This window comes from Streptomyces sp. NPDC043726, assembly GCF_056436565.1.
Genome location: NZ_JBWKCI010000013.1, coordinates 1 through 22,974, shown reverse-complemented (window position 1 = coordinate 22,974; position 22,974 = coordinate 1). Strand labels below are relative to the sequence as shown.

At 68.5% G+C, this 22,974-nt stretch carries 19 protein-coding genes and 1 pseudogene; 15 read left to right on the top strand and 5 right to left on the bottom strand.

The window, feature by feature from the left end; genetic code table 11:
• The first annotated feature begins 77 nt into the window (after window positions 1-77).
• From AC068Z_RS32485 to AC068Z_RS32460, 6 genes are all read left to right on the top strand, one after another.
• Window positions 78-914, top strand: coding sequence for an alpha/beta fold hydrolase (locus AC068Z_RS32485; protein ID WP_478563746.1), 837 nt, complete (start codon window positions 78-80; stop codon window positions 912-914).
• A gap of 339 nt (window positions 915-1,253) precedes the next feature.
• Window positions 1,254-1,736: a response regulator transcription factor gene (locus AC068Z_RS32480; protein ID WP_478563743.1), complete on the top strand. Its 483-nt coding sequence runs from the start codon at window positions 1,254-1,256 to the stop codon at window positions 1,734-1,736.
• Between the two features lie 120 nt (window positions 1,737-1,856).
• Window positions 1,857-3,548 (top strand): FAD-dependent oxidoreductase, encoded by a 1,692-nt coding sequence (locus AC068Z_RS32475; protein ID WP_478563740.1) that lies wholly within the window; start codon window positions 1,857-1,859, stop codon window positions 3,546-3,548.
• 36 nt (window positions 3,549-3,584) lie between these two features.
• Window positions 3,585-4,604, top strand: coding sequence for a zinc-binding dehydrogenase (locus AC068Z_RS32470; RefSeq protein WP_478563737.1), 1,020 nt, complete (start codon window positions 3,585-3,587; stop codon window positions 4,602-4,604).
• A 69-nt stretch (window positions 4,605-4,673) separates the two neighbouring features.
• Window positions 4,674-5,504 carry an alpha/beta fold hydrolase gene (locus tag AC068Z_RS32465; protein WP_478563734.1) on the top strand — a complete coding sequence of 277 codons (831 nt, stop codon included), beginning with the start codon at window positions 4,674-4,676 and terminating at the stop codon, window positions 5,502-5,504.
• Window positions 5,505-5,572: 68 nt separating this feature from the next.
• Window positions 5,573-6,277: an SDR family oxidoreductase gene (locus tag AC068Z_RS32460; RefSeq protein ID WP_478563731.1), complete on the top strand. Its 705-nt coding sequence runs from the start codon at window positions 5,573-5,575 to the stop codon at window positions 6,275-6,277.
• 56 nt (window positions 6,278-6,333) lie between these two features.
• On the opposite strand, the gene AC068Z_RS32455 is transcribed toward AC068Z_RS32460, so the two are convergent.
• On the bottom strand, window positions 6,334-9,069 hold the full coding sequence (locus tag AC068Z_RS32455; RefSeq protein WP_478563728.1) for an AAA family ATPase: 2,736 nt from the start codon (window positions 9,067-9,069) through the stop codon (window positions 6,334-6,336).
• Between the two features lie 112 nt (window positions 9,070-9,181).
• A complete protein-coding gene (locus AC068Z_RS32450) occupies window positions 9,182-10,030 on the bottom strand; it encodes an alpha/beta fold hydrolase (protein ID WP_478563725.1) in 849 nt (282 codons plus the stop codon).
• A gap of 371 nt (window positions 10,031-10,401) precedes the next feature.
• On the opposite strand from AC068Z_RS32450, the gene AC068Z_RS32445 reads away from it, so the two are divergent.
• Complete coding sequence (locus AC068Z_RS32445) at window positions 10,402-11,790, top strand: dihydrolipoyl dehydrogenase family protein (protein WP_478563722.1); 1,389 nt, start codon at window positions 10,402-10,404, stop codon at window positions 11,788-11,790.
• A gap of 87 nt (window positions 11,791-11,877) precedes the next feature.
• Window positions 11,878-12,309, top strand: a complete 432-nt coding sequence (locus tag AC068Z_RS32440; RefSeq protein ID WP_478563719.1) for a universal stress protein — start codon at window positions 11,878-11,880, stop codon at window positions 12,307-12,309.
• 333 nt (window positions 12,310-12,642) lie between these two features.
• On the opposite strand, the gene AC068Z_RS32435 is transcribed toward AC068Z_RS32440, so the two are convergent.
• Both AC068Z_RS32435 and AC068Z_RS32430 read right to left on the bottom strand, forming a co-directional pair.
• Entirely contained in the window at window positions 12,643-13,176 is a 534-nt protein-coding gene (locus tag AC068Z_RS32435) for a YbhB/YbcL family Raf kinase inhibitor-like protein (RefSeq protein WP_478563716.1), read from the bottom strand.
• 160 nt (window positions 13,177-13,336) lie between these two features.
• Window positions 13,337-16,090, bottom strand: coding sequence for an AAA family ATPase (locus AC068Z_RS32430; protein WP_478563713.1), 2,754 nt, complete (start codon window positions 16,088-16,090; stop codon window positions 13,337-13,339).
• 18 nt (window positions 16,091-16,108) lie between these two features.
• Here AC068Z_RS32430 and AC068Z_RS32425 point away from each other — a divergent pair, with 18 nt between their 5' ends.
• The 7 genes from AC068Z_RS32425 (at window position 16,109) to AC068Z_RS32395 (ending at window position 22,094) form a co-directional block, all read left to right on the top strand.
• Window positions 16,109-16,561 carry a winged helix-turn-helix transcriptional regulator gene (locus AC068Z_RS32425; protein WP_478563710.1) on the top strand — a complete coding sequence of 151 codons (453 nt, stop codon included), beginning with the start codon at window positions 16,109-16,111 and terminating at the stop codon, window positions 16,559-16,561.
• Between the two features lie 528 nt (window positions 16,562-17,089).
• The gene (locus AC068Z_RS32420; protein WP_478563707.1) at window positions 17,090-17,953 is read left to right on the top strand and encodes an alpha/beta fold hydrolase; all 864 of its coding nucleotides are present in this window, start codon (window positions 17,090-17,092) and stop codon (window positions 17,951-17,953) included.
• A 9-nt stretch (window positions 17,954-17,962) separates the two neighbouring features.
• The gene (locus AC068Z_RS32415) at window positions 17,963-18,682 is read left to right on the top strand and encodes a hypothetical protein (protein ID WP_478563704.1); all 720 of its coding nucleotides are present in this window, start codon (window positions 17,963-17,965) and stop codon (window positions 18,680-18,682) included.
• A 168-nt stretch (window positions 18,683-18,850) separates the two neighbouring features.
• Window positions 18,851-19,678, top strand: a complete 828-nt coding sequence (locus tag AC068Z_RS32410; protein WP_478563701.1) for an enoyl-CoA hydratase/isomerase family protein — start codon at window positions 18,851-18,853, stop codon at window positions 19,676-19,678.
• Between the two features lie 87 nt (window positions 19,679-19,765).
• Entirely contained in the window at window positions 19,766-20,146 is a 381-nt protein-coding gene (locus AC068Z_RS32405; protein ID WP_478563698.1) for a nuclear transport factor 2 family protein, read from the top strand.
• 260 nt (window positions 20,147-20,406) lie between these two features.
• Window positions 20,407-21,264, top strand: coding sequence for an alpha/beta fold hydrolase (locus tag AC068Z_RS32400; protein WP_478563695.1), 858 nt, complete (start codon window positions 20,407-20,409; stop codon window positions 21,262-21,264).
• A 134-nt stretch (window positions 21,265-21,398) separates the two neighbouring features.
• The gene (locus tag AC068Z_RS32395; protein WP_478563691.1) at window positions 21,399-22,094 is read left to right on the top strand and encodes an enoyl-CoA hydratase/isomerase family protein; all 696 of its coding nucleotides are present in this window, start codon (window positions 21,399-21,401) and stop codon (window positions 22,092-22,094) included.
• 511 nt (window positions 22,095-22,605) lie between these two features.
• Here the strand turns inward: AC068Z_RS32395 and AC068Z_RS32390 are convergent.
• Window positions 22,606-22,698, bottom strand: a pseudogene (locus AC068Z_RS32390) (DUF6584 family protein); the annotation flags it as partial.
• Between the last annotated feature and the right edge of the window lie 276 nt (window positions 22,699-22,974).

Here is a 22,974-nt window from a genome sequence, read left to right as displayed (position 1 = left end):
CCTTCGCCGATGCCGCAAGCGGTCCATGACCGAGTCAAGTCGGCGTCTCCGCGCCGCCGCAGTCTCGAAGGAACACCATGCCGTTCATCACCGTCGGCCAGGAGAACACCACCGACATCGACCTGTACTACGAGGACCATGGCACCGGAAGGCCCGTCGTCCTGATCCACGGATACCCCCTCGACGGCCGCTCTTGGGAGAAGCAGACCGCCGCCCTCCTCGATGCCGGCTACCGGGTCATCACCTACGATCGCCGCGGCTTCGGGCAGTCCAGCCAGCCCACCACCGGCTACGATTACGACACCTTCGCCGCAGACCTCAACACGGTCGTGGAGACGCTCGACCTGCACGGCGCGGCCCTGGTCGGTTTCTCCATGGGCACCGGAGAGGTAGCCCGCTACCTCTCCACCTACGGGTCCGCCCGGGTCTCCAAGGCCGCATTCCTCGCCTCCCTGGAACCCTTCCTCCTCAAGACGGACGAGAACCCCGCCGGCGCCGGCGACCAGGCCTTCTTCCAGGGCGTCTCCGACACCGCCAAGAACGACCGCTACGCCTACTACACGTCCTTCTACGAAGGTTTCTACAACCTGGACGAGAACCTGGGCACCCGCATCAGCGAGGAGGTCGTCCGCAACAGCTGGAACGTCGCCGCGAGCGGTGGCTCCTATGCCGCCTGGGCAGCTCCCCTCACCTGGCCCACCGACTTCCGGGCCGACATCCCGAAGATCGACGTCCCGGCCTTGATCCTGCACGGCACCGCCGACAACGTCCTGCCCATCGACTCCACCGGCCGTCCCTTCCACAAGGCCCTCCCCCAGGCCGACTACGTCGAGATCGACGGCGCCCCGCACGGCCTGCTGTGGACCCATGCCGAGGAAGTCAACGACGCCCTCCTCGCCTTCCTGGCCAAGTAGCCACCTTCGCCGTCCCGACATCCCGGCAGCCCGCACCACGTTCCAGGTGTACGGGCTGCCGGGGACCACTCGCACACCCCTCAGGAACTTGGTGATCACACGTGCCAGTGAACTCCGTCAAGACACCGGGGCTGGAGGTCCCGGGCGCACGCACGGCTTCATCTGACGTCTGTGCCGGAGAGGTCGGGAGTGGCAGCGGACTGGGACACGCTCCCGGTGACACTGACACTCACAGCAAGCGAGGCTCGCAGTGGACGGTGCGGAGGCGTTCCTCCGCGGGGCGGCTGGAGTGCGCGTGCTGCCTTGGGAGGACCGGCAGGGCGCCGACATCTGCTCGTGATGGCCGACGAGGTCACACCTGAGACGCTCAGACGTGTCGAGGAGGTCACCGGGTCCACACAGGGGACGACCTTGCCGGTACTGCTCGTGGTGGCCGGATCAGCGAGCGGCACTTGTGGTCCGCGGCCGACCGCGGAGTGGTGGGTGTACTGCTGCGCGGCGAGGTCGGCTACACCGACATCGTACGGGCGAGCCGCATGGCGCTACGGGGAGAGTCCCCCCCAGCCACCCGCCCTGGTGCGCGCGCTCGTCGAGCGCTTGCGCTCGCGGCCGGGACAGCAACCGGCCTCCTCCGAGTTGTCCGCCCGGGAGGTGAGCGTCCTTCGGCTGCTGGCCGAAGGGCTGAGCACCGCGGAGGTGGGGGGACGTCTCAATTACTCGGGACGAGAAATCAAGAACGTGCTTCATGACGCCATTACACGACTGGATCTGCGCAATCGGACACAAGCGGTCGCCTACGCAATCCGCAGCGGTGCGATGTGATTCCGTACGACCGGCAGCACACCTTCCCTATGGGGCAACGGCACTGTCCTGGGGTGCAGTTGTGAGCCCAGAGGTGGACCAATCCGTGGCCCGACCGGGAAGCAAAGGAACTCTTCAGACATGGCAACCTCTTTCCCTGAGATAGGCGAACGATCGGACGATCTCGCCGCCGCCGCCGAAGTGCGGTTTGACAACGGACAGTTGACGCGGGCCGCGCAGTACGCGACAAGTGAGGAGGTCCGAGCAGGGGACGTCCTCTATCAAGTCGGGGACGATTCGGTAGACCTCTTCCTGTGTGGCACGGCAACCCTGGAAGCAGTCATCCCGTCGGCCCAGGACGGCGATGGTCACCTGTTTATGACACACGGACCCGGCCAATTCGCGGGAGAGCTCAACCTGCTCACCGGCCAGCGGCGCGGGCTGACCGTCCGTGTCACGACCAGCGGCACGATCCACCGCGTTGCGCCGGAGGCCTTCCGTCGGCTCATGGCCCAGGAGACCGAGCTCTCGGACCTGCTCCTGCGCGCGATCCTCGCCAGGCGACGGCTGCTGCGCCAGGCGGCAGAGCAGACGCTGCGGATCGTCGGCGACACCAGGTCGGCCGAGGGGATGGCCATGCGCACCTTCCTCGACCGCCAGGGTGTGCCACACCACTGGTTCGACGGGGATTCCCCGCAGGGCGCGGAGGCGCTCCGATCGGCCGGCCTCACCGAGGACGACCTGCCCGCGGCACTGACCACGAACGCGGCGACGCCGCACGTGACCCCGGGGATCCTGAGCCAGCAGCTCAACCTCGCGTACCGCCGAACCGGCCGGGGCTCGGCCGACCTCACCATCGTGGGCGCCGGTCCTGCGGGCCTGGCGGCGGCGGTGTACGGCGCGTCCGAAGGTCTGGAGACGGTGCTCCTGGACGGGGTGGCCGTCGGCGGCCAGGCAGCCACGAGCGCCCGTATCGAAAACTATCTCGGCTTCCCCTTCGGTCTCAGCGGAGCCGACCTGACCGCACGTGCGGCCGTGCAGGCGCTGAAGTTCGGCGTGCACCTGGCCAGTCCCTGCGGTGTCGTCGGGCTGAGTACCCAGGGCCACGATCACATCCTGACCCTCATGGATGGATCCAGTATCGCCACCCGCACGGTACTGGTCGCCACCGGAGCGGAGTACCGGGCGCTTCCCCTCGACGGCTGGGCCGAGTTGACCGGCTGCGGCATCTACTACGCCGCCACCGACCTGGAGGCCCAGGCGGTGGCCGGCCGACCGGTCACCGTGGTCGGTGGAGCCAACTCGGCCGGACAGGCGGCGCTGCACCTGGCCAGGTTCGCCTCCGGCGTCACACTGGTGGTGCGAGGCCACGACCTCGGTGCACGCATGTCCGCGTATCTCGTGGAACGGATCCTCAACGATCCTCGCATCACCGTACGCACCGGCACGGAGGTGTCGGCCCTGCACGGTCGGCCTCATCTCCAAGGCGTCAGTCTGACCACCCGCGCCGAAGGTGCCACAAGCGTCACAGCACAGGACACCGCCTGCGCAGGCCTGTTCTGCTTCATCGGAGCCCGACCCGCGACCTCCTGGCTGAGCGGAGTGGTTCTCGGCTCCGACGGTTTCGTGCCGACGGACCGACAGTTGCCACAGAGGGAACTCGGGCCCCTGTGGAAGCGGCTGGGGCGCGAACCACTCCCCTTCGAGACCAGTCTGCCCGGCGTCTTCGCTGCTGGTGATGTGCGGCTGAACTCGATGAAACGGGTCGCCGCCGCCGTCGGCGACGGCGCCAGTGCCGTTCGTTCCGTCCACCAGTACCTGGCGACGCTCTGAATCAGGCGCGTTCGCCTACCTGCAATGGAGTTACTCATGACTACGTACCGCGCAGTAGAGGTCGCCCCGGACGGCGGCCTTCGTTCCACCGAGCGAGAACTGGTTCCACCTGGCCCTGGCAAAGTACGCATCCGAGTAGAAGCCTGCGGCATCTGCCACAGCGACTCCGCCGCCGTACACCCGCACGACGCCGGGGAAACCGGCCGCGTGCCTGGCCACGAGGCGGTCGGATGCATCGACGCGCTCGGCGAGGGCGTGACGGCGTGGGCAGTGGGTGACCGGGTGGGCGTCGGTTTCCTCGGCGGACACTGTGGGGTGTGCGCGGCCTGCCGAGGAGGTGATTTCGTCGGGTGCACCGCCCAGCCTTACACCGGCATCCACGTCGACGGCGGCTATGCCGAATACATGTACGCGCGGCAGACGGCCCTGGTGGCGGTACCGGAGGGCATGGACGCCACGCGCGTCGCGCCGCTGCTGTGCGCAGGATTCACGGTGTACAACGCGCTGGTCGGCAGCATCCGGCAGCCCGACGGCCTGGTGGCCGGGGATCTGGTGGCCGTGCAGGGCATCGGCGGTCTCGGCCACCTGGCCGTGCAGTACGCCCGTGCTCTCGCGCTGCGGGTGGCCGCGATCGCCCGCGGGACGGACAAGGAAGAGCTGGCCCGTGCCCTGGGCGCGCACCACTATGTCGACAGCCAGGCCTCGGACGCCGCCGATGAGCTGACCAAGCTCGGGGGCGCCAACATGGTGCTGGCCACCGTGGCGGGCGGCGACGTGAGCCCGCTGCTCGCCGGCCTGGCCCGTCGCGGCCGGCTCGTCATGGTCGGGGTATCGCCGGAGCCGGTCCGCATCTCACCGCGACAGCTGATCTTCGATGCGGTGCAGGTGTCAGGCTCACTCACCGGCACCCCCGCCGAGAACGAGCAGAACCTGGCCTTCGCCCAGGCGCAGGACGTCTCACCCATGGTGGAACACACGTCGTTGACGGACGTACAGGCGGCATACGACCGGATGATGAGCGGCGCCGCCCGGTTCCGCATGGTCATCACCCCCTGACCGCCCAGAGCACGGGCCCGCGCCCAGCACACCTCCCATCCTCTCCCTTCCTCGACAGGAGTCGTCAACATGTCCACATACGCGGCCGATTCGGCCGACACCCTTGAAATCGAAGGACCGCAGGGCGAGCGCTTCACCTATCGCAGGTTCGGCCGAGCGGGCGGACGCCCCCTGGTGATGCACATGCGGCTGCGCGGCACCATCGATCACTGGGATCCCGCCTTCCTGGACCTGCTCGCTGCCGAGCGCGAGGTCATCATCTTCGACAACCGGGGAGTCAACCTCTCCACGGGCAGTTCCCCGACCACCATCGAGGACATGGTGGAGGGTTCACTCGCCTTCATCCGTACCCTCGGGCTGACCGACATCGACGTCCTGGGCTGGTCAATGGGCGGCATAGTCGCCCAGGGCGTGGCCCTCGCCGCGCCGGACATCGTTCACCGCCTGGTAGTGGCAGGCAGTTCCGCGGGCGGGGTGCCCGACCTGCCTCAACCCACGCCGCGCACCCGGCAGGCCATGAGCAGGCCGGTCAACGACGACGACTTCCTGTACCTGTTCTTCCCGGAGACAGAGCAGGCCACAGCCGCGGGCCGCGCCTCCCTGGAGCGGTTGGAACACCGTCTGCACGACTCCAAGAGCGTGGTGAGCCCGGAGACGGTTCGCGGTCAACTGGGCGCCATCGGCTCCTTCGAGGGCTACTGGCACCGCCAGGAGGAGTTGACGCTGCCGGTCCTGGTGGCCAACGGCGCTCACGACGTGATGATCCACGCCTATGCCTCGTATGCCATGTCACAGAAGTTGCCCAACGCCAAAGTGATCCTCTACAGCGACGCCGGGCACGGCTTCCTGTTCCAGCACCCGGAGGACTTCGCCCACGAGGTGAACCGCTTCCTCGCCTGAGCCTCCCCTGCCGCCTGCTGGGCGCGCCCAGCGAAATACGTGATCAATCATCTTGCTAGGAGAAGCGCATGACTTCGCTCGACGGCGCAGTGGTTCTGGTGACCGGCGGCAGCCGCGGTCTGGGGAGGGCACTGGTGGAGGAGGCCTTCGCGCGCGGTGCGGCCAGGGTCTACGCCACCGCGCGTGACCCTCGCACGGTGAGGCACCCCGACGCGGTGCCGCTGGCGTTGGACGTTACCGACCCGATCGGCGTCGCCGCGGCCGCCGAACAGGCCGGTGACGTGACTGTACTGGTCAACAACGCAGGCATCTCGCTGAACGCCTCCCTTCTCAACTCACCCCTGGACCACGTCCGCCAGGAGTTCGAGACCAACTTCTACGGCGCACTGCACATGACCCGCGCCTTCGTCCCCGTCATCGAGCACAACGGCGGCGGCCACATCCTCAACGTCGCCTCGGTGCTGTCCTGGGTCGGCGTCGCCGGCTCCTACAGCGCCTCAAAGGCCGCCCTGTGGTCCCAGACCAACTCCCTGCGGCTGGAGTTGCGGCCCCGGCAGATCGAGGTCACCGGCCTGTACATGGGATACGTCGAGACCGACATGACGGCGGACGTCAACGCACCCAAGTCGACTCCGGAGGAGGTCGCCTCCCTCGCGCTGGACGGCATCGTCAGCGGGGCCTATGAAGTGCTCGCGGACGTCATCACGCGCTCGGTCAGGGCGGGCCTGTCCGCGGACCTGACGGCCCTGTACCCGCAGTTGGCACAGAAGTGACCTGACGGGGCGTCAACCAGATCAGAGGTTTGCGAACCGTGTGCGGCAACCCTCGCTCAGCGGAACCGGGACGCGCTGTCGGCGTCGTCAAGGGCCCTCAGCGCGTCGCGCAGCGCAGCTCGGGCGGTGATGCCCAGCTTGGGGAAAACCCGGTACAGATGAGCGCCCGCAGTACGGGGTGAGATGTTGAGCTGCCTGCCGATCTCCTTGTTGGACAGGCCACTCGCCGCCAACTCCGCGATGCGGCGCTCCTGTGGGCTGAATCTCACCCCCGCCCTGTTGTCCGGCAGGCCGACGCCCACGCCGGCCGCCCGCAGTTCGTCCCGCGCCCGTTGTGCCCACAGAGGTGCCTTCAGCTGCTGTTCGAACACTTCGAGAGCCATGCTCAACTGGACGCGCGCGGCCGTGTACTCCCGACGACGGCGGAGCCACTCCCCGTACCAGAGTCGAAGCCGCGCGTGTTCGTACGTCCACAGGCGGACGTCCGGTACCGCGAGGGCTGCCTCGTACAGTTCGCCCGCCTGTTCGTCGGGCGCGACCAGCGCGGTGGCTGCCGCGAGGATGGTCGCGAGGTGCGGCGAGACGGCATCCAGGCGCGCACGCCGACCGGCCTCGACATGTGCGCGTGCCTCCGCCGTCCGGCCGGTGCGCATCGCCGATTCCACCAGGTCCAGGAAGATCCGCGGGAAGTGGGGAAAGTGCGAGGTCAGTTCGCCGGGCGGGGTCAGCGCGGAGGTCAGCAGATAGGCCTCCTCGAAGTCGCCCCGTCCGACCGCCGCGCGAGCCCAGGTCTCGTTCGTGGTGCTGACCAGCAGTTGCATACGCCGCGGCTGGGCCCATGCGTTGATGGTGTCGCAGTGCTTGCGCAGCGCGTCTTCGTCCCCCCTCCCGGAGGCGACCATGGCCAGTCCGTAGATGAAGATGATGTGGATGAGGTTGTAGTCGTGTTCGGTGGCGTCCGCGATGCCCTGCGTCGCGATGGACTGCACCCGGTCCCAGTCCCCGCGCATAAAGGCCTCGTGGGTCCTGGCCACCACACCGAAGCGCAGGCTGTCGTATGCGCCGTGGCCGACGGCGTCTCGCCACGCACCGTCGTAGAAGGTGAAGCAGTCGAGGTACATGGCCGTGTAGATCAGCCAGTTGACCCGCCACAGGGGTGTGTCGGGAGACAGCGCGGCTGTCGCGCGGTCCAGTCGCTCCCGCACGTCGTGGGCGGTCCGTGCCGGGTCGGCGACGCAGTCGAAGCACATGCGCGCGAACTCGGAGACACGGTCCAGCACTTCGTACACGGAAGGCCAGAGTTCAGGACGTCCTCCCCACACCGCCGAGTTGAGCAGCACATAGAAGGCGTCGTCGAACGCATCCACATCCTCCGGAGCGGAACTGCCGGACGCTGCCGCCATAGCAGGGGGAAGGGTGCGGTAGACGGCGTCGATGTCTCCTTCACGGTGGAACTGCACATAGGCCGCCGCAGCCGCGCCTCGCAGTGTCTCGGTGGTCTGGGCGGAGGTCAGTTCGTGGGCCGTGTCCAGGAGCCCGGCGACGCCGGCGGCGAAAGCGGCCTCGTCCAGGCGGCGCGCGCGCTCGGCGGGATCCTGGCTCAGTTCCGCTGCGCGGCGGTACGCCGTGGCAGCCTCCGCGGAGCCGCCACGGGCCATCGCACGTTCCGCGGCCTGGGTCAGTGCGACGGCGACCCCCTCGTCGGGGTCGGTGGCGGCGTGGGCGAGATGCAGGGCACGTCGCTCCGGGTCCGTCTTCACGACCTCGGCGAGTGCTCGGTGCGCCGCTCTGCGGCGTCCCCCCGGGGACATGTGCACCACACAGGAACGGACCAGGGGGTGCCGGAAGGTGACCTGTTCGACCAGATGATCGATCCGCACCAGCCCGCTCCGCTCACTGCTCTCCAACAGGCCGTCATCCCACTCCTCCCCTGCTGTCAGGCACGCCGCCCGGATGTCCGCCAGGTTCCCAGGGCGCTCGCCGTCGAGTGCGGTGAGCAGCAGGGCGAAGCGCGCCGGCGGGCCGAGCTGCCGGATCCGGTCGGCAAACACGCTCTCCAGCCGACTGCTGAGCGGCAGATTCGCCGGCAGGGCCTCCGCGCCTTCCCTTTGGGCGTGGGTGAGTTGGCTCGGCAGCTCCACCAGGGCGAGCGGGTTGCCTTCGGACTCGTCGAGCAATCGCCGTCGAGTCGTTTCGGCCAGTCCCGGATGGCTGCTGTCCAGCAGCGCCAAGGCGTCGGTGTGGGGCAACGGACCGACGCTGAGCACGCGCAGTCCGGTCGGATCGAGGAAGCCGTACCCCCCGCTACGGGCGGCCATGACGAAGGCTGCCCGGCAGTTGCTGAGTCTGCGAGTGACGAAGGTCAGTACCTCGGCGCTGGAATGGTCGATCCAGTGCACGTCGTCGACCACCACGCACAGGGGCTGCCCCTTGGCCGCTGCCTGGAGAAGGGCCAGCGCCGCCGCCGAGATGGCGAAGCGGCCCGGCACGGTGCCTTCCCGCAGGGAGAGAGCCTGTTCCAGTGCGACGCTTTGAAAGGCCGGCAGTTCCGCCAGGCGGTCGAACAGCGGATAGAGGAGCTGGTGCAGCCCGGAGAACGCCAGTTCCTGCTCGCTCTCCACTCCCACCACCTGGAGCACCCGCAAGCCCCCCGCCCTGGCGCGGGCGGTCACGGCATCCAGCAGCACGGTCTTCCCCACGCCCGGGTCGCCTTGGAGCAGCAGCGCTGCTCCCTCATTCTCCGCCTCGGCCAACAGCGCCGCGAGGACTCGCAGCTCGGATGTACGCCCCACCAACGACAACGTTCCTCCCTCGCCAGAGGGGCGATTGCTCCACCCCACATCCACAGCGTGAAGGGCGCCCGTCGGCGGGTACATCCGTCAGTTGACTAATGTGCAGCCGCCCTCAGGAGACTTCGGCCAGGAAGTTCAGCACCTGCCGGGCGAACTCCGCGTGGTACTGGAACATGAATCCGTGCCCGGAATCGGGATACGTCCTCACTCGGGCATCAGGCAGCAGGTCCGCGAGGAGAAAGGACGCGTGGGGCGGGGTCACCCGGTCACTGTCGCCGAGCGCCACCAGCGCCGGCTGCCCGATCTCCGAAAGCCTGCCCAGGGCGCTGTCATCCGGGGTTCCCCACTCGACCACCGCCTCGTACTGTGCCTCCCTGGCCTCCCGGTCGGCCGGCGGATCCCGGTCGTCCTCCCGCTCGATGTATCGGCCCAGAAATTCGAGACCACTGCGCTGACTGGACTCGGTGTGGTTGAAGAAGGTGTAGAGGTAGTCCTCGAATCTCGGCTGGTCGGCGCCGGCATGGGCGAGGACGTCGTCCTTCCATCCGTGGATGCCGGGACCTCCACGAGGGGCGGTCGCGGCCAGGACCAGGCGCCGGACAGCGGAGGACTGCTGCAGGGCGAGTTCCTGCGCTGTGTAGCCGCCCATCGAGAATCCCAGCACGTCCGCCTGCCGTACTCCGATGGCGTCCATGAAGGCGAGGGTGTCGACGGCTGTGCCGCTGATGGTGCGCGGTGTGCGTCCGGAACTCATGCCGACACCGGCATGGTCGAAGGCGATGACGTCGCGCTCGGCGGCCAGCCCATCGACCAGCGCCGGATCCCAGCTGTCCAGCGTGCCGCGAAAGTGCTGCAGCATCAACAGGGGCGGCCGGGGCGCGTCGGCGGGACCGCAGCGACGGTACGCGTACCTGACGCCGTTGGCGGCGTCGACCATGGGGTTCGGTGCGTCGATGTACATGTCGGTCCTTTTGCCGGATGCGTCATCCCCTCAGCGGGCGCACGTACGACGTCGACACTGACGGCGCAGGGCCTCCCGGGCATCGGGCATTTGACCACGGTTCTGCTCGTGCCCCAGCGCCCATCCCAGTTCGTCCATGAGCCGAATCCATTGTCAGAAAGGTTGACCCGACCGGCAGTACGGCCATCAGTCAGATGACTTGAGCCGTCGACGCAGGCGGACGCGCTCGTGGGCAGTGACTCCAAGCTGTTGGTCATTCGACTGATGGCACAGGTCGCCTAAGCAGTGATTGTTGATGCGGGGAACGGGTTCCTGACGTCCAGGTCACCCCACCCCCATCACTTGTTCACCGGCGCAGGAGGGCCCTGAGGATGAACGTCACCGAGGAAGTCGTGGAGGATGCCGACCTATTGGTGGTGGGAGGCGGCAAGGCCGGCAAGACCCTCGCCATGGACACCGCGCGATCCGGCGGCAGGGTGATGATGGTCGAGCGGGGCATGATCGGTGGTACCTGTATCAACGTCGCCTGCATCCCCACCAAAACCTTGGTGACCAGCGCCCGTCTGGCCCGCAGGGCAGCCAGAGCCGACGCGCTGGGGATCCGCATGGGTGCGCCCCGAGTGGACCTGGAACTGCTGCGGACGCACAAGGAGGGCGTCGTCTCCGACATGGTCCAGCTCAACCACAGTCAGTTCCTGGACAGCGGCATGGACTTCGTCCTGGGGACCGCGCGTTTCGTGGCGCAGCGGACGGTGGAGATCAATGTCAACGGCGGCGGGCGCCGTCTCGTGCGCGGCGCCGATGTAGTGATCAACACGGGGACCGAACCGCATATCGCCGCGATCCCCGGACTGGCCGAGGCGCAGCCGCTGACCAGCGAGAGCATCCTTGAACTGCGGCGCCTCCCGGAGCGGCTCGTCGTCATCGGCGGAGGCTACGTAGGGCTGGAGTTCGCGCAGATGTTCGCCTCCTTCGGCAGTCAGGTGACCGTCCTGGAACGCGGCCCCCGCCTGCTGCCCCACGAGGACCGGGACATCGCCACAGCCCTGGCGGCATGTCTGCGGGAGGACGGTGTCGAGCTGATCACCCACATGGCGGTGAAGGAGGTGGTCAGGGAACGGCAAACGGTGCGGGTGCTGCTTGAGGGCGGTCGGATGCTCACCGCGGACGACGTGTTGGCGGCCACCGGCCGGGCCCCGGTCACCCGCGACCTGGGCCTCGAGACGGCAGGTGTGCGGACCGACGACCGCGGATTCGTGCGCGTCGACGACACCTTGGCGACCGACGCCCCGCACACCTGGGCGGTGGGCGACGTGGCGGCCAGCCCGCAGTTCACCCATGTATCGCTCGACGACTACCGCATCGTCAGGGAGAACATCAAGGGCGGCTCGCGCAGTACGGCCGACCGGCTGATCCCTTGGAACCTGTTCACCGACCCGGAGCTTGCCCGGGTCGGCCTCACCGAGGAGCAGGCCCGCGCCACGGGCCGTGCCATCAGGGTCGCGAAACTGCAGGTCAAGGCTATTCCTCGGGCCCGGACTCTACGAGAGACACGGGGACTGTGGAAGGCCGTGGTCGATCGGGACACCGAGCAGATCCTCGGGGCGGCCCTGCTCGGACCCGAGTCGGCGGAGGTGCTGTCCGTGGTGCAGACGGCCATGTGGGCCGAGCTTCCCTTCACTCGCCTGCGAGACGGAATGATCGCGCACCCGACCATGGCCGAAGGGCTGAACGCGCTGTTCTCCTCCTGGACGGACTGAGAAGCCGCGCGGGCCGCGTGCCCCAACTCACTTGCCCATGCGGCACGGGCTGACTTTGCCGCGCCGCCGAAGAAAGGACGAAGTCTCATGTTCCAACGCATCCTGGTAGCCATCGATCCGACCGACGCCCGCCGGGCGGCCACGTCAACGGCCGGTCAGCTGGCCCAGCTGACCGGGGCCCGCGTCCACGTCGTACACGTCGCGGCGTCCACTGTGGCCGCCGGCACCGTGCTGGTGCTGGAGGACGAGATCGAGGGCGAGGCGATCCTCAAGGAGTCGCTGGCAGTCCTGCACGACCTCGGCGTGGAAGCCGACGGACATGTGGCCCAAGGGTTCGCCCAGGAAGTGGCCGCCATCATCTCCACCGAGGCCGAGGATTTCCAGGCCGACCTGCTCGTTGTCAGCCCACACCACAGGAGCTCGGTCGCCGCGTTCTTCAACCCGCGAGTGAGCGACGCCATCGCCCACGCCGGCCGGATCGCGGTCCTCCTGGTCCCGGAGGACTCTGCCGAACGGTAGCCCCCAGCACCCCATCTTCACTGTCGGGTTGCCACATCAGACACCAACGACTCGTCCCTGCACCGCCGGGGCAGTCAGACGACAGACAAGGACAATGACCAGATGACTGAGTACGGAAAAGATCGGGGCCACGGCCATGGCAACCGTCAGGGCGAGTTGAAGGTCCTGACAACCCTTCAAACAAGGCGACGTTCGCAGGAGACCTGACGGTGATCCGCCGGTGGCTGGACGACACCTAGGACCTTGTCCCCGCCGGCGGCGAGGGCGCGCTGCTGGACTGGTCCACCCTCGCCGACGCGCTGCCGCCGCCTGTCTGACCTCGGTCCCAGTGGTTCAGCTTTCGTACCAGCCGGTGAGGAAGGCGCGTCCAAGGGTGCAGTCCTGCCCGAACAGGTTGAACATCAACCAGGCGGGAGTCGCTTCCGCGTCGATCTCGACCCTGTCGATGTCGAGGGCGAGGACAGCGAAGAGGTAGCGGTGCCTCCCATGGCCCTTTGGCGGCGCGGCGCCGACGTATCGCTTCGTCCTGGAGTCGTTCGGGAGGTGAAAGGCGCCCGGTGGAAGTCCTGCCCCTGACTCGTCTCCTGCGCCGGCCGGCAGCCGGGTGACGGTGCCGGGGATGTTCACCACGGCCCAGTGCCACAAGGCGCTGACCGTGGGTGCTTCCGGGTCGCACATGGTGACCACGAAACTCTTCGTCTCCGAGGGGAATCCGCTCCAGGACAGCTGAGGGGAGACGTCCAGGCCGCCGTCGCCGAACAGGCCACTGACCTGTGGCAGCGCCAGCTGCTCGCCGTCTCGCAGGTCGCTGCTGGTCAGCGAGAAAGACGCCGCAGGGGGAAGGAGTTCATAAGGGTTCCAGCTCATGCCGACTTCCTGTCCGATCGGTGGTCGAGGGCCCGGTATGTCGCAACGACGGTCTCCTGCGACAGTCATGGAGAGCAGAATGCGAGCACCCCGCTGGTCCTCACCGGCCCCTCGTGACATCCTCGATCGGCCTGCCACGGCCGGGGTATAGGGCGGATGACTATGCTGCGGCGTCGCCGAGGGCCGCATACAGCTGGCTGCGGCTGGTGATTCCCAGCTTGGGGAACACCTTGTACAAGTGGGCGGCCACGGTGCGGTGCGAAACGTAGATCCGGTCGGCGATCTCGCGGTTGGTCAGCCCGGAAGCGGCCAGCTGGGCGATCTGGAGTTCCTGTGCGGTCAGCGTTGCCGCCGGACCCGGCGCGGCCGTGCTCGGTGCGGTCACACCGGCGGCGCGCAATTCGGCTGCGGCACGGTCGGTGAAGGCGGCCGCGCCAGCGGCGTCGAAGGTCGTCAACGCGGTCGCCAGGTGCGTCCGTGCATCAGCGATCCGGCGGTGCCGGCGTAGCCATTCCCCGTAGAGCAGGTGGGTGCGGGCCAGCTCCAGGTCGGCGTCGAGGCCTTCGCTCTGGTGCAGTGCGGCGCGGAAGTGCTCGTCGGCTTCGCTGTCGGTGCGCGCGATCAGCGCGTGGGCCCGGTGCACCAGCATGGTGTCCAGCGGGGTGTTGAGCCGTTTGGCCTGCTGCTCGGCGTCGGCCAGCAGCGGGCGGACGAGATCGGGCTGGTCGGCTCCGGCAGCCGCCTCGGCCAGGTCGGCGATGGCCCACCGTCGGCTGGTCCGGTGCAAGGACATCTTCAGCAGATGGTGGAGTGCCTCGGTGTGGCTGGCCGCGCACAACGCGGCCAGCCCTGCCGCCCAGTGCGCGTCGTCGTTCCACAGGATCGCCGGATCCGCTGCCAGCAGCTGCCGGGCGCGGTCCAGCATCTGACGGGCGTGCTCGGGGTGGCCCTGCCAGATCAGTGCGCGGGCCAGGCTCGCCGCCGCCGAGGCCGCCGTCATCGGCAGGTTCATGTCCTCGGCCAAGCCCAGGGCGTTCTGCGCCGCCATCACCGCCGCCTGGATGCGGCCCTGCTGGATGAGCAGGTGAGCTGCACCGCGCAGGCCTTCACACTCGTCGGCCGAGGAGTTCCGCTGCCGGGCGCGGTTCTGCACGTGAGTCCAGCACTGCAGCGCGCTGTCCCGGTCGCTGGCGCATTCGGCCGCGAAGGCCAGGGACAGCGCCAACAAGGGGTTACCGTCCAGGTGGCCGATGAGAGCGGGCAGCCGCTCCTGCAACCGCAGCCCGTCTTCGACGTCGTCGACCAGCGCCATGGCGATGTCGACCAGTGGGTCCTCCAGTGAGCCGTCCAGGCGGCGCAGGGCCGCCACCACCTTCCGGCGTGGACGCTCAGCCAGCCCGTGCATGCGGCATTCGATGGCGGCAGCCCACAGCAGTTCCCGCTGGCCGGCATCGGGGCTGGTGTAGGTGTCGGCCAGGGCGACCAGTTCGTCCGCCGTCTGGCCGGGCACAGCGGCCGTCACATTCAGCACGAATCTGGTAATCGCCAATTGCTGTGCACTGGCGCGCTCCTGGGCCAGGGGTTGCGCCTCTTCCAGGATGCTGATGGCCTCCGCCGTCAGACCTGCGCTACGCGCGATGTGTGCGGCGGCGACCAGTCGCCGGACCCGGTCCTTGGTATCGGGCGAGAGCACGGCCGCGCGTCGCAGCGCCGCAGCCGACTCGGCGCCGGCGCCTCGCGCCCGGGTGCGTTCGGCTGCGCTTTCCAGTTCGGCTGCCACGCTTTCGTCGGGCCCGAACGCCGCTTGCGCCCGGTGCCATGCCGACCTGGTCGGATCGACGGCGGAAGCCGCCAGAGCGCGGTGCACGCTCGTGCGCGCCGACAGCGGGGCGGCACTGTACGCGGTGGAGCGGATCAGGGGGTGGCGCACCTGCAGGCGGCCGCCGACCACGGCGACCAGGCCGGCCTGCTCCAGCGGCGCCAGCTGCTCGGTCAGACTCAAACCCATCCGCTGGGAGGCGGCGTCGAGTTCGGCCACGGAGCCGTCACTGGCCGCGATCAGCAGCAGGAGCTGGCGGCTGCCGTCGGGCAGAGGTTCGAGCTGGGCCAGGAAGGCGCGCTCGACCCGTTGGCTGGCGGGCAGCGGCTCGCCCGAGAAACCGATGTCGTGGCTACAGCGTTCCCCGAGCGCAGCGCTGAGCTCGATGACGGCCAGCGGGTTCCCGTTGGCCTGTTCGAGCAGTCCGTGCTGCAGATGGGTATCCACTTCTCGTGGGGCGTGCCGCAACGTGTGCGCCAGGAGTTGTGCAGCGTCCGGATGCGGCAGCGGTCCCAGTGACAACCGCGGCAGCCCTTGGAGGAGTTGTGCCGATCCGCCCAGGCCCACGCGTTCGGCGCACAGCAGAAACAGCGGCGCGGCGGTGAGTCGGCGGGCCACGAAGGCCAGGACGTCCAAGGAGGACTGGTCGAGCCACTGGACGTCGTCCACGAGCAGGAGCAGGCGGCGCCGTACCGCGGCCTCCTCCAGCAGGCCCAGTACGGCCAGGCTGACCAGCAGCCGGTCCGGTTCGGAGCCGTCCTCCAGCCCGAAGGCGGTCATCAGTGCGCTGCGCTGACGAGGCGGGAGTTCCCCGACCTGCCCCAGCAGCGGATGGATGAGTTCATGGATCCCCGCGAACCCGACCTCGGTCTGGCCCTGTAGGCCTGAGCAGCGCAGCAGCCGGAATCCCTCGGCGGCCGCCCGGTCCGCGGCAGCTGCCAGCAGCGTCGACTTGCCGATGCCCGCCTCACCGTCGATCACCAGCGCTGTGCCGCTGCCGGAGACCGCCGCCAGCGCGTCGCCGACGGCGACCAGCTCAACCGATCGTCCGAATATCACCTTTACAACACTAACAGGCTGGGTTGGCCAGGCCAACCCAGCTATAGTGTCATCATGCGCCCCGATCCGTGGTCCGAGGACCCGTGCCCGATCGCTCGCACCATGTCGGTGCTGGGCCAGCGCTGGGCGATCCTCGTCATTCGCGAGGCGATGCTCGGCCGGTCACGCTTCTCCGAGTTCCGGGAGCGGCTGGGTCTGGCATCCGACGTCCTGAGCGCCCGGCTGTCCGAGTTGGTGGCGGCGGGCATCCTCGAAGCCGTCGACTACCAGCAGCCTGGGGACCGCAAGCGCAGCCGCTATGTGCTGACCGACGCCGGACGGGGCCTGCTGCCGGTGCTGGCGGCGATGGGGCAGTGGGGCCACATCCACCTGTCCCGCTCCGACAGCAGCGACTACCGCTTCATCGACACCGGCACCGGCGAAACCGTCGGGGTCGGCTTCCGCCGTCGCGACGGCAGCCGCGTCCGGGCCGCCAGCGTCGCCCTGGTGGAGCAGAAGAACAGCTGACCTCTGCGCTCGGGCCCTGGGATGAGACGGTGCCGTCCCCGTTGAGCCCGCGAGCGGGCAGCGCGACCCCCTGCCCATGCTCAGACCGGTCGCGCAGATCTCATCGAACGCCGACTGCAGGATCCTCTTCAGCTTCGCTTGGTACTCCGCACCGCGCCTACGGCAGGCAGTGGCCGCCGATTCCGGGCCCCTTCCGTGGCGTGCTGCCTCACCGCCGCCGTCGGAGCGTCCGACCGGGCGCGACATCCGACAGTTCCAGCACGACCGTGTGCACGCCGGTCGTGGGCGATCGCACGCCATCCGGGGCCCGCAAGCAGCCTCAGCTCGATGTCCCACACATCCCCGCTCAGCGGCCCTTCGTGACTGAACACGATGGGCGGTCGCTGCCTCGTCCCTCTGCCCGTAAGTCAGGTGACCACGGAATTCGGCGAGGCGGCCGCGCCGAACCATGGTCATCCGTCGGATACCCGGCCCCGGCGGCGGATGTCAGCGTGGTGGACGTGCACCCGACCGACAGGGAGAAGAGGGATGACGACCACCACGGAACACACAGGCGCCGCCTACGCGGCCAACCGCCGCGCTGATGCGGGCAGTGAGACCTTCGTCTACCGGCGGTTCGGCACGCCGTCGGCCACACTGCCGCCGCTGCTGCTGCTCCAGCACTTCCGGGGGAACCTGGACTACTGGGATCCGGCGCTGCTGGACGTACTCGCCGCTGACCGCGAGGTGATCACGGTCGACCTGCTCGGCGTCGGCGGCTCCACCGGTACCACGCCGGACACCGTCAGCCAGATGGCCCGCGACACTCTGCGCTTCACCGACGCGCTGGGCCTGGGCACGGTCGATCTGCTGGGCTTCTCGCTGGGCGGGCACATCGCGCAGGAGATCGCACTGGTGCGTCCGCGGCTGCCGCGTCGCCTGGTGCTGGCCGGCACCGCCCCGCAGGGTGCCCAAGACCTGCACCGCTGGTCCGACGACGTCTACGGGTACGCCTGCAGCGATGTGACGACGCCGGAAGACTTCGCCACGTTGTTCTTCTCCGGATCCGAACAGAGCACCAAGAGCGCATGGGAGTACCTGGCCCGCACCCAGGCCCGCACCGAGGACCGCGACACCCCGACCACGCTGGCCTGCCGCGACGCCCAGTACCAGGCCCTGATGACCTGGGGCATCCCGGAATCCGCGAAGTTGGAGCGCCTCTCGGCGATCACCCAGCCGACCCTGGTGGCCAACGGCGACAACGACACCATGATGTCGACGAAGAACAGTCACCTGCTGGCCGAGAAGATCCGGGGCGCACAGATCCGCATCTACCCCGACGCCGGACACGGGTTCCTCAACCAGTACCCGGTGGAGTTCGGCCACCACATCCGCCAGTTCCTCGGACGCTAGGAGACGACCATGACTGACATCCTGCAGAACGTACTCGCGGCCTACGGCGGCTACGACCGCTGGAAGGAAGCGACGTCGATCAGCGCGCACAAGCGCTTCGGCGGCGCCATCTGGGACATCAAGCAGGTCCCCGGCATCGTCGACGACGGCGAGATCACGGTGTGGGTCAAGGACCAGCGCACGAGTCTGCGGCCCTTCACGGCACCGGACTTGAGGACCGCCTACACGCCGGACAGGGTCGGCATCGAGGCCAGTGGCGGTGACGTCGTCGAGGTCCTGGAAGACCCTCGCTCGTCCTTCGCCGGGCACACCCTGGAAACCCCGTGGACCACGCTCCAGCTGGCGTACTTCACCGGATACGCCATGTGGACGTACACCGCAGAGCCGTTCAGCCTCACCCTGCCCGGTGTGCGGACCGAGGAGGGCGAGCCGTGGACGGAGAACGGCGAGCGCTGGCGGCGGCTGCACGTGACCTATCCCGACACCATCGCCACCCACAGCCCGCACCAGGTGCTCTACGTCGACAGCGACGGGCTGATCAAGCGCCGCGACTACCAGGTGGACATCGCCGGAGGGTCGCCGGCGGCCCACTACGTCTCGGACTTCGACGAGGTCGACGGCCTGGTCGTACCGCGCACGCGAACGATCTACGTGCGCGACGGCGAGAACCACCCCATCCCCGAGCAGCTAGTCGTCTCCATCGAACTGACGGACATCACGGTCGACTGATTCGCGAGCAGGAAACCCGGGGCGACGGGCCTTCCCCCGGCGGCCCCTGTTTTGCAGCACCCGGACGACTTCGGCGTCGTCGGTCGGACGACATCCGACCGGCATTTGCGGCCGACTTTCCATCAAACCTTCCCGGCACGCCTGATGCCACACGATTGGAGACCCCTGATGTCCGAAAGCACCGTGGACAGTGGACGCAGCCCCGTCCGCGCCGAACGGCGCGGCGCCGGCTACTGGCGCGTCACCTTCGACAACCCGCCCTTCAACCTGTACGACCCCGAGGTCGAGACCCACCTGGCGGCGATCGTCGATGCACTCGAAGCCGATCCCGAGGTCAAGGTCGTCGTCTTCGACAGCGCGCTGCCCGACTTCTTCATGGCGCACTTGAACCTGGGGCGCATCGGGGAGTTCGAGACGGGGATGCCGACCTGGTTCGACGTCGTCAGCCGCCTGGGTCGGGCCCCGTTCATCACCGTCGGCTCGCTGCGCGGCCGCGCACGCGGTATCGGCAACGAGTTCCTGACAGCACTGGACGTGCGGTTCGCAAGCCTGGAGAAGGCAGTGCTGGGCCAGTTGGAGATCGGTTCAGGGATCATCCCGGGCTGCGGCGGCATGCAGCGTCTGTGGCGGTTGACCGGCCGTGCCCGCGCACTGGAGATCATCGCGTCCGGCGAGGACTACGACGCGGAGACGGCCGAGCGCTACGGCTGGATCAACCGCGCCGTCCCGGACGACGAACTGGACGCGTTCGTCGAGCGCTTCGCCAGGCGGATCGCCTCGTTTGACGCCGAGGCGCTGCGTGCGGTGAAGGAGATCCTCAACGGCGAGGATGCGCCGCCCAGCACCGAGAGCATGGCCTCCGTCTATCAGCGCTTCGCCGCCCTGCTGGCCCGGCCCTCCGTCCAGGCCTGGCTCCAGCAGTCCGTGAAGGCCGGACCGGAGGCGATCTGGGACCTGGAGCTCAACATGGGCGAGCGCCTCGGAGCGCGCGCCTGACCGGTCGCCGCACACATGTGTACCAAGCCCGCGGGCGACCGCGACGCCACGATCGCGGCGCCTGCCCGACATGAATGGAGCCCGCCAATGTCCCCGGCGGAAAACAAGTCCCTGGTGATCGCCTTCTACCAGCAGGCGTTCAACGACGGTCAGCCCGAGCAGGCCGCTGCGGCGTACCTGGGCGCTACCTACACCCAGCACAACCCGCAGGCCCCCGACGGCGCCGAAGGCTTCGTCGGCTACGTGCACCAAATGCGCGGCCGGTTCCCCGAACTGCACCTGGACATCAAGCGCGTCATCGCCGAAGACGACCTGGTCGTCACACACACCAAGATGCACGTGATCACCGGCCACCCCGGCATGGCCGTTGCCGACATCTGGCGCATCGCCGACGGCAAGATCGTCGAACACTGGGATGTCATCCAGCCGGTCCCCGAGGAAAGCGCCAACGAGAACACGATGTTCTGACGCGCCATGCCGCTGGCCCGGGATGCCAGGCCGGCAGCGGGCGAACAACCGAACGCCTCGATCAGAGGCGGCCCGGAAGCGGCCCCCGTCTCCTTTCCCGGGCCGGTACTTGACGCCAGCCAGCGGCGCATGCGGGGGCCACGCGGTCCCCCAGGGCCCGACTTCCCACCGGCGCACCGCCTTCGCCTCCCGGATCCGCGCCTCAATCGTCGGCGGGTGGCAAGCCGACCCACACATCCACTCAGAGCAGGAGCCTCGCCATGTCCGACCAGAGCCAGATCACCACTCCGAACCTACAGGTCGCCGCCGCGGACGGGGTGACCTACCGCTACCGCCGCTTCGGCGCCGCCGACACCCATAGCCTGCCGCTGATCTGCCTGGTGCACTTCCGCGCCAACCTGGACAACTGGGACCCCGAACTCGTCGACGCCCTGGCCGCCGAAAGGGAGGTCATCCTCGTAGACCTCGCCGGCGTCGGCGGCTCCACCGGCACCACGCCGGACACGGTCGAGCAGATGGCGTCCAATCTGTTCGCCTTCCTCGACGCCATCGAAGTGCGCCGCTACGACCTGCTCGGCTTCTCCCTCGGCGGGTTCATCGCCCAGGAGGTGGCGCTCATGCGCCCCTGGCAGCTGCGCCGCCTGATCCTGGCCGGCACCGCTCCCCGGGGCGGGCAGGACATCCACGTGTACACCGCGGGCCTCATCCGAGACACCGCGCTGCTGGACGCGCCCACCGCCCAGAGCCTGCTCATCCTCTTCTTCGAGAAGAGCGCCTCCAGCCAGGCCAAGGGCGTGGAGTTCCTCAAGCGCCTTGCCCTGCGCACTGCCGAACGCGACGCGCCGTCCACGCTGGCCGTGCGCGACGCCCAGCTCACCGCGATCTCCACGTGGGGAGTGCGCGACGAGACCCGACTGCGGCGCCTGGCCTCCATCCAGCAGCCCGTCCTGGTTGCCAACGGCGACAACGACGAGATGGTCCCCACGAAGAACTCCCACCTGCTCGCTGAGCACCTGCCCAACGCGACGTTGCGCATCTACCCCGACGCCGGACACGGGTTCCTGTTCCAATACCCCCGCGAGTTCGCCACCGAAGTGAACGCCTTCCTCGGCAATTGACCCGCGACCCGAACATGCGCCCGTCAGGTCCGAAGGACCCCGCCCCGATCAACGGTCTGGGCACGTCAGTCAATACCGCTGTTGCGAAGGGAAAACCTGTGACAAGCGCCTGGAGCCTTCAGAGGCATGACACGGTGGCGGTGCTCGCCTTCGCCCGGCCGCCGGAGAACTTCATCGACTTCGCCGCCCTGCTGGAGCTCGGCGACCTGCTGGAATCCTGCGCCAACGACCCGGCGGGCATCAAACTGGTGGTCTTGGCCAGCCGCAATGACGGCTATTTCATCAACCACGCCGACCTGGGCGACCTGGCCAGGGTCGGCAGCGGGCAGGCCTCACCGGCCGAAGCCGGATCCTGGAGCCGGGCGCTGCGTCTACTCGAAGAGATCCCGCAGCCGACCGTGGCGGCCATCGACGGACTTGCCTCCGGCGGCGGCAACGAGCTGGCGCTGGCCTGCACGGTCCGCATCGGCTCCTCGCGCTCCAGGCTGCAGCAGCCCGAGGTCACTGCGGGGATCATCCCTGGCGGCGGCGGCAGTGTCCGGCTGCCACGCCTGGTCGGCCCGGGAGCCGCAGCCGAGGCCATCCTGACCGGGCGCGAAGTCGAGGCTGAAGAGGCGCTGCGCATCGGATGGCTCAGTGCCCTGCTGCCCGCGGACGGCTTCGGCAGCCACGTTCTGGATTGGGCCGCACGGGTCGCGGCCGCACCCGGCGAGGCTCTGAACGCTGTCAAGGCCTCCGTCGTGCAGGGCAGCCGGATGCCGTTCCCCGAGGCACAGCAACTGGAACTGTCACTGTTCCGCACCCTGGCCGCGCGTAGCAAGAGCCTGTAGCAGGAGCCCTGATGGGCAACCAACCGTTCAGACACCGCCAGACCCGCGCACGCTCCGGCGGACGTCTGACACCAGCTGTGCCGATGGTCGGATCAATGGTGCGAGAGGGAAGCGTGTCTCCGCTTCAGCTCATGGGACGAAGCAGACAGCCCGCACCCACCCATCGAAAAGGCTGATCCGGTTCGGTTCGCGGCACAGTCGGCGTCGGGGCAGCTCAAGCCGCCGACTGTGCGAGCTGTGCCCCTTTGCCGTTGGCCACCCAGCGACGATGGCCACCGGGCCGGAATCCGCCGGAATCCCGATGCGCATCCGGGCGCTCTACCTGGATGCGGCTGTGGCTCTAGCACAGACGTTCGCCGTAGCGCTGATGCTTCCGCGCTACCGGATCCGGGGTCCTTGCTGGTCCGGGCGCTGGCGCGGCTGCTGCTGGACTGCGGGCTGCCGGGGTCGTTGGTCGGTCCGCGCGGCTGGCTGCTGCGGCTGCGGGTTTGTCCGACGGGCCGGGGCAGTGGTCGCACGGGAAGGACGAGACGAGACCGCGCAAACGCTGGCGCGCCACAGGAACCCGACTGGAGGCCAGGTCTGCATCGACACGGGCAAGGGTCCTCTCAGGGACATGAGCACATGATCGGGTATCGCACTGATCCCCGTCGACCTGGTTGTTTACCCAGCACCTGCTCGCTCCTGAGGGAACCCGCCGAGACGAGACACCCTCAGTCACGGGACAGCCCCTTAGCTTGATCTTTAACGTCCGGTGTCGAATGGTCCGTCGAACTTGATCACCTGGTTCGGTATCTGCGGTACACGGAGGCGGCCTTCGGCTGAACATGTGCTCCGACCAAGGAACACACACGTTCAGCACGAAGGCCGTGAGGATGAG

Coding starts and splice junctions, on each gene's coding strand:
- AC068Z_RS32485 (WP_478563746.1), top strand. CDS start 78: ATGCCGTTCATCACCGTCGGCCAGGAGAACACCACCGACATCGACCTG.
- AC068Z_RS32480 (WP_478563743.1), top strand. CDS start 1,254: ATGGCCGACGAGGTCACACCTGAGACGCTCAGACGTGTCGAGGAGGTC.
- AC068Z_RS32475 (WP_478563740.1), top strand. CDS start 1,857: ATGGCAACCTCTTTCCCTGAGATAGGCGAACGATCGGACGATCTCGCC.
- AC068Z_RS32470 (WP_478563737.1), top strand. CDS start 3,585: ATGACTACGTACCGCGCAGTAGAGGTCGCCCCGGACGGCGGCCTTCGT.
- AC068Z_RS32465 (WP_478563734.1), top strand. CDS start 4,674: ATGTCCACATACGCGGCCGATTCGGCCGACACCCTTGAAATCGAAGGA.
- AC068Z_RS32460 (WP_478563731.1), top strand. CDS start 5,573: ATGACTTCGCTCGACGGCGCAGTGGTTCTGGTGACCGGCGGCAGCCGC.
- AC068Z_RS32450 (WP_478563725.1), bottom strand. CDS start 10,030: ATGTACATCGACGCACCGAACCCCATGGTCGACGCCGCCAACGGCGTC.
- AC068Z_RS32445 (WP_478563722.1), top strand. CDS start 10,402: ATGAACGTCACCGAGGAAGTCGTGGAGGATGCCGACCTATTGGTGGTG.
- AC068Z_RS32440 (WP_478563719.1), top strand. CDS start 11,878: ATGTTCCAACGCATCCTGGTAGCCATCGATCCGACCGACGCCCGCCGG.
- AC068Z_RS32435 (WP_478563716.1), bottom strand. CDS start 13,176: ATGAGCTGGAACCCTTATGAACTCCTTCCCCCTGCGGCGTCTTTCTCG.
- AC068Z_RS32425 (WP_478563710.1), top strand. CDS start 16,109: ATGCGCCCCGATCCGTGGTCCGAGGACCCGTGCCCGATCGCTCGCACC.
- AC068Z_RS32420 (WP_478563707.1), top strand. CDS start 17,090: ATGACGACCACCACGGAACACACAGGCGCCGCCTACGCGGCCAACCGC.
- AC068Z_RS32415 (WP_478563704.1), top strand. CDS start 17,963: ATGACTGACATCCTGCAGAACGTACTCGCGGCCTACGGCGGCTACGAC.
- AC068Z_RS32410 (WP_478563701.1), top strand. CDS start 18,851: ATGTCCGAAAGCACCGTGGACAGTGGACGCAGCCCCGTCCGCGCCGAA.
- AC068Z_RS32405 (WP_478563698.1), top strand. CDS start 19,766: ATGTCCCCGGCGGAAAACAAGTCCCTGGTGATCGCCTTCTACCAGCAG.
- AC068Z_RS32400 (WP_478563695.1), top strand. CDS start 20,407: ATGTCCGACCAGAGCCAGATCACCACTCCGAACCTACAGGTCGCCGCC.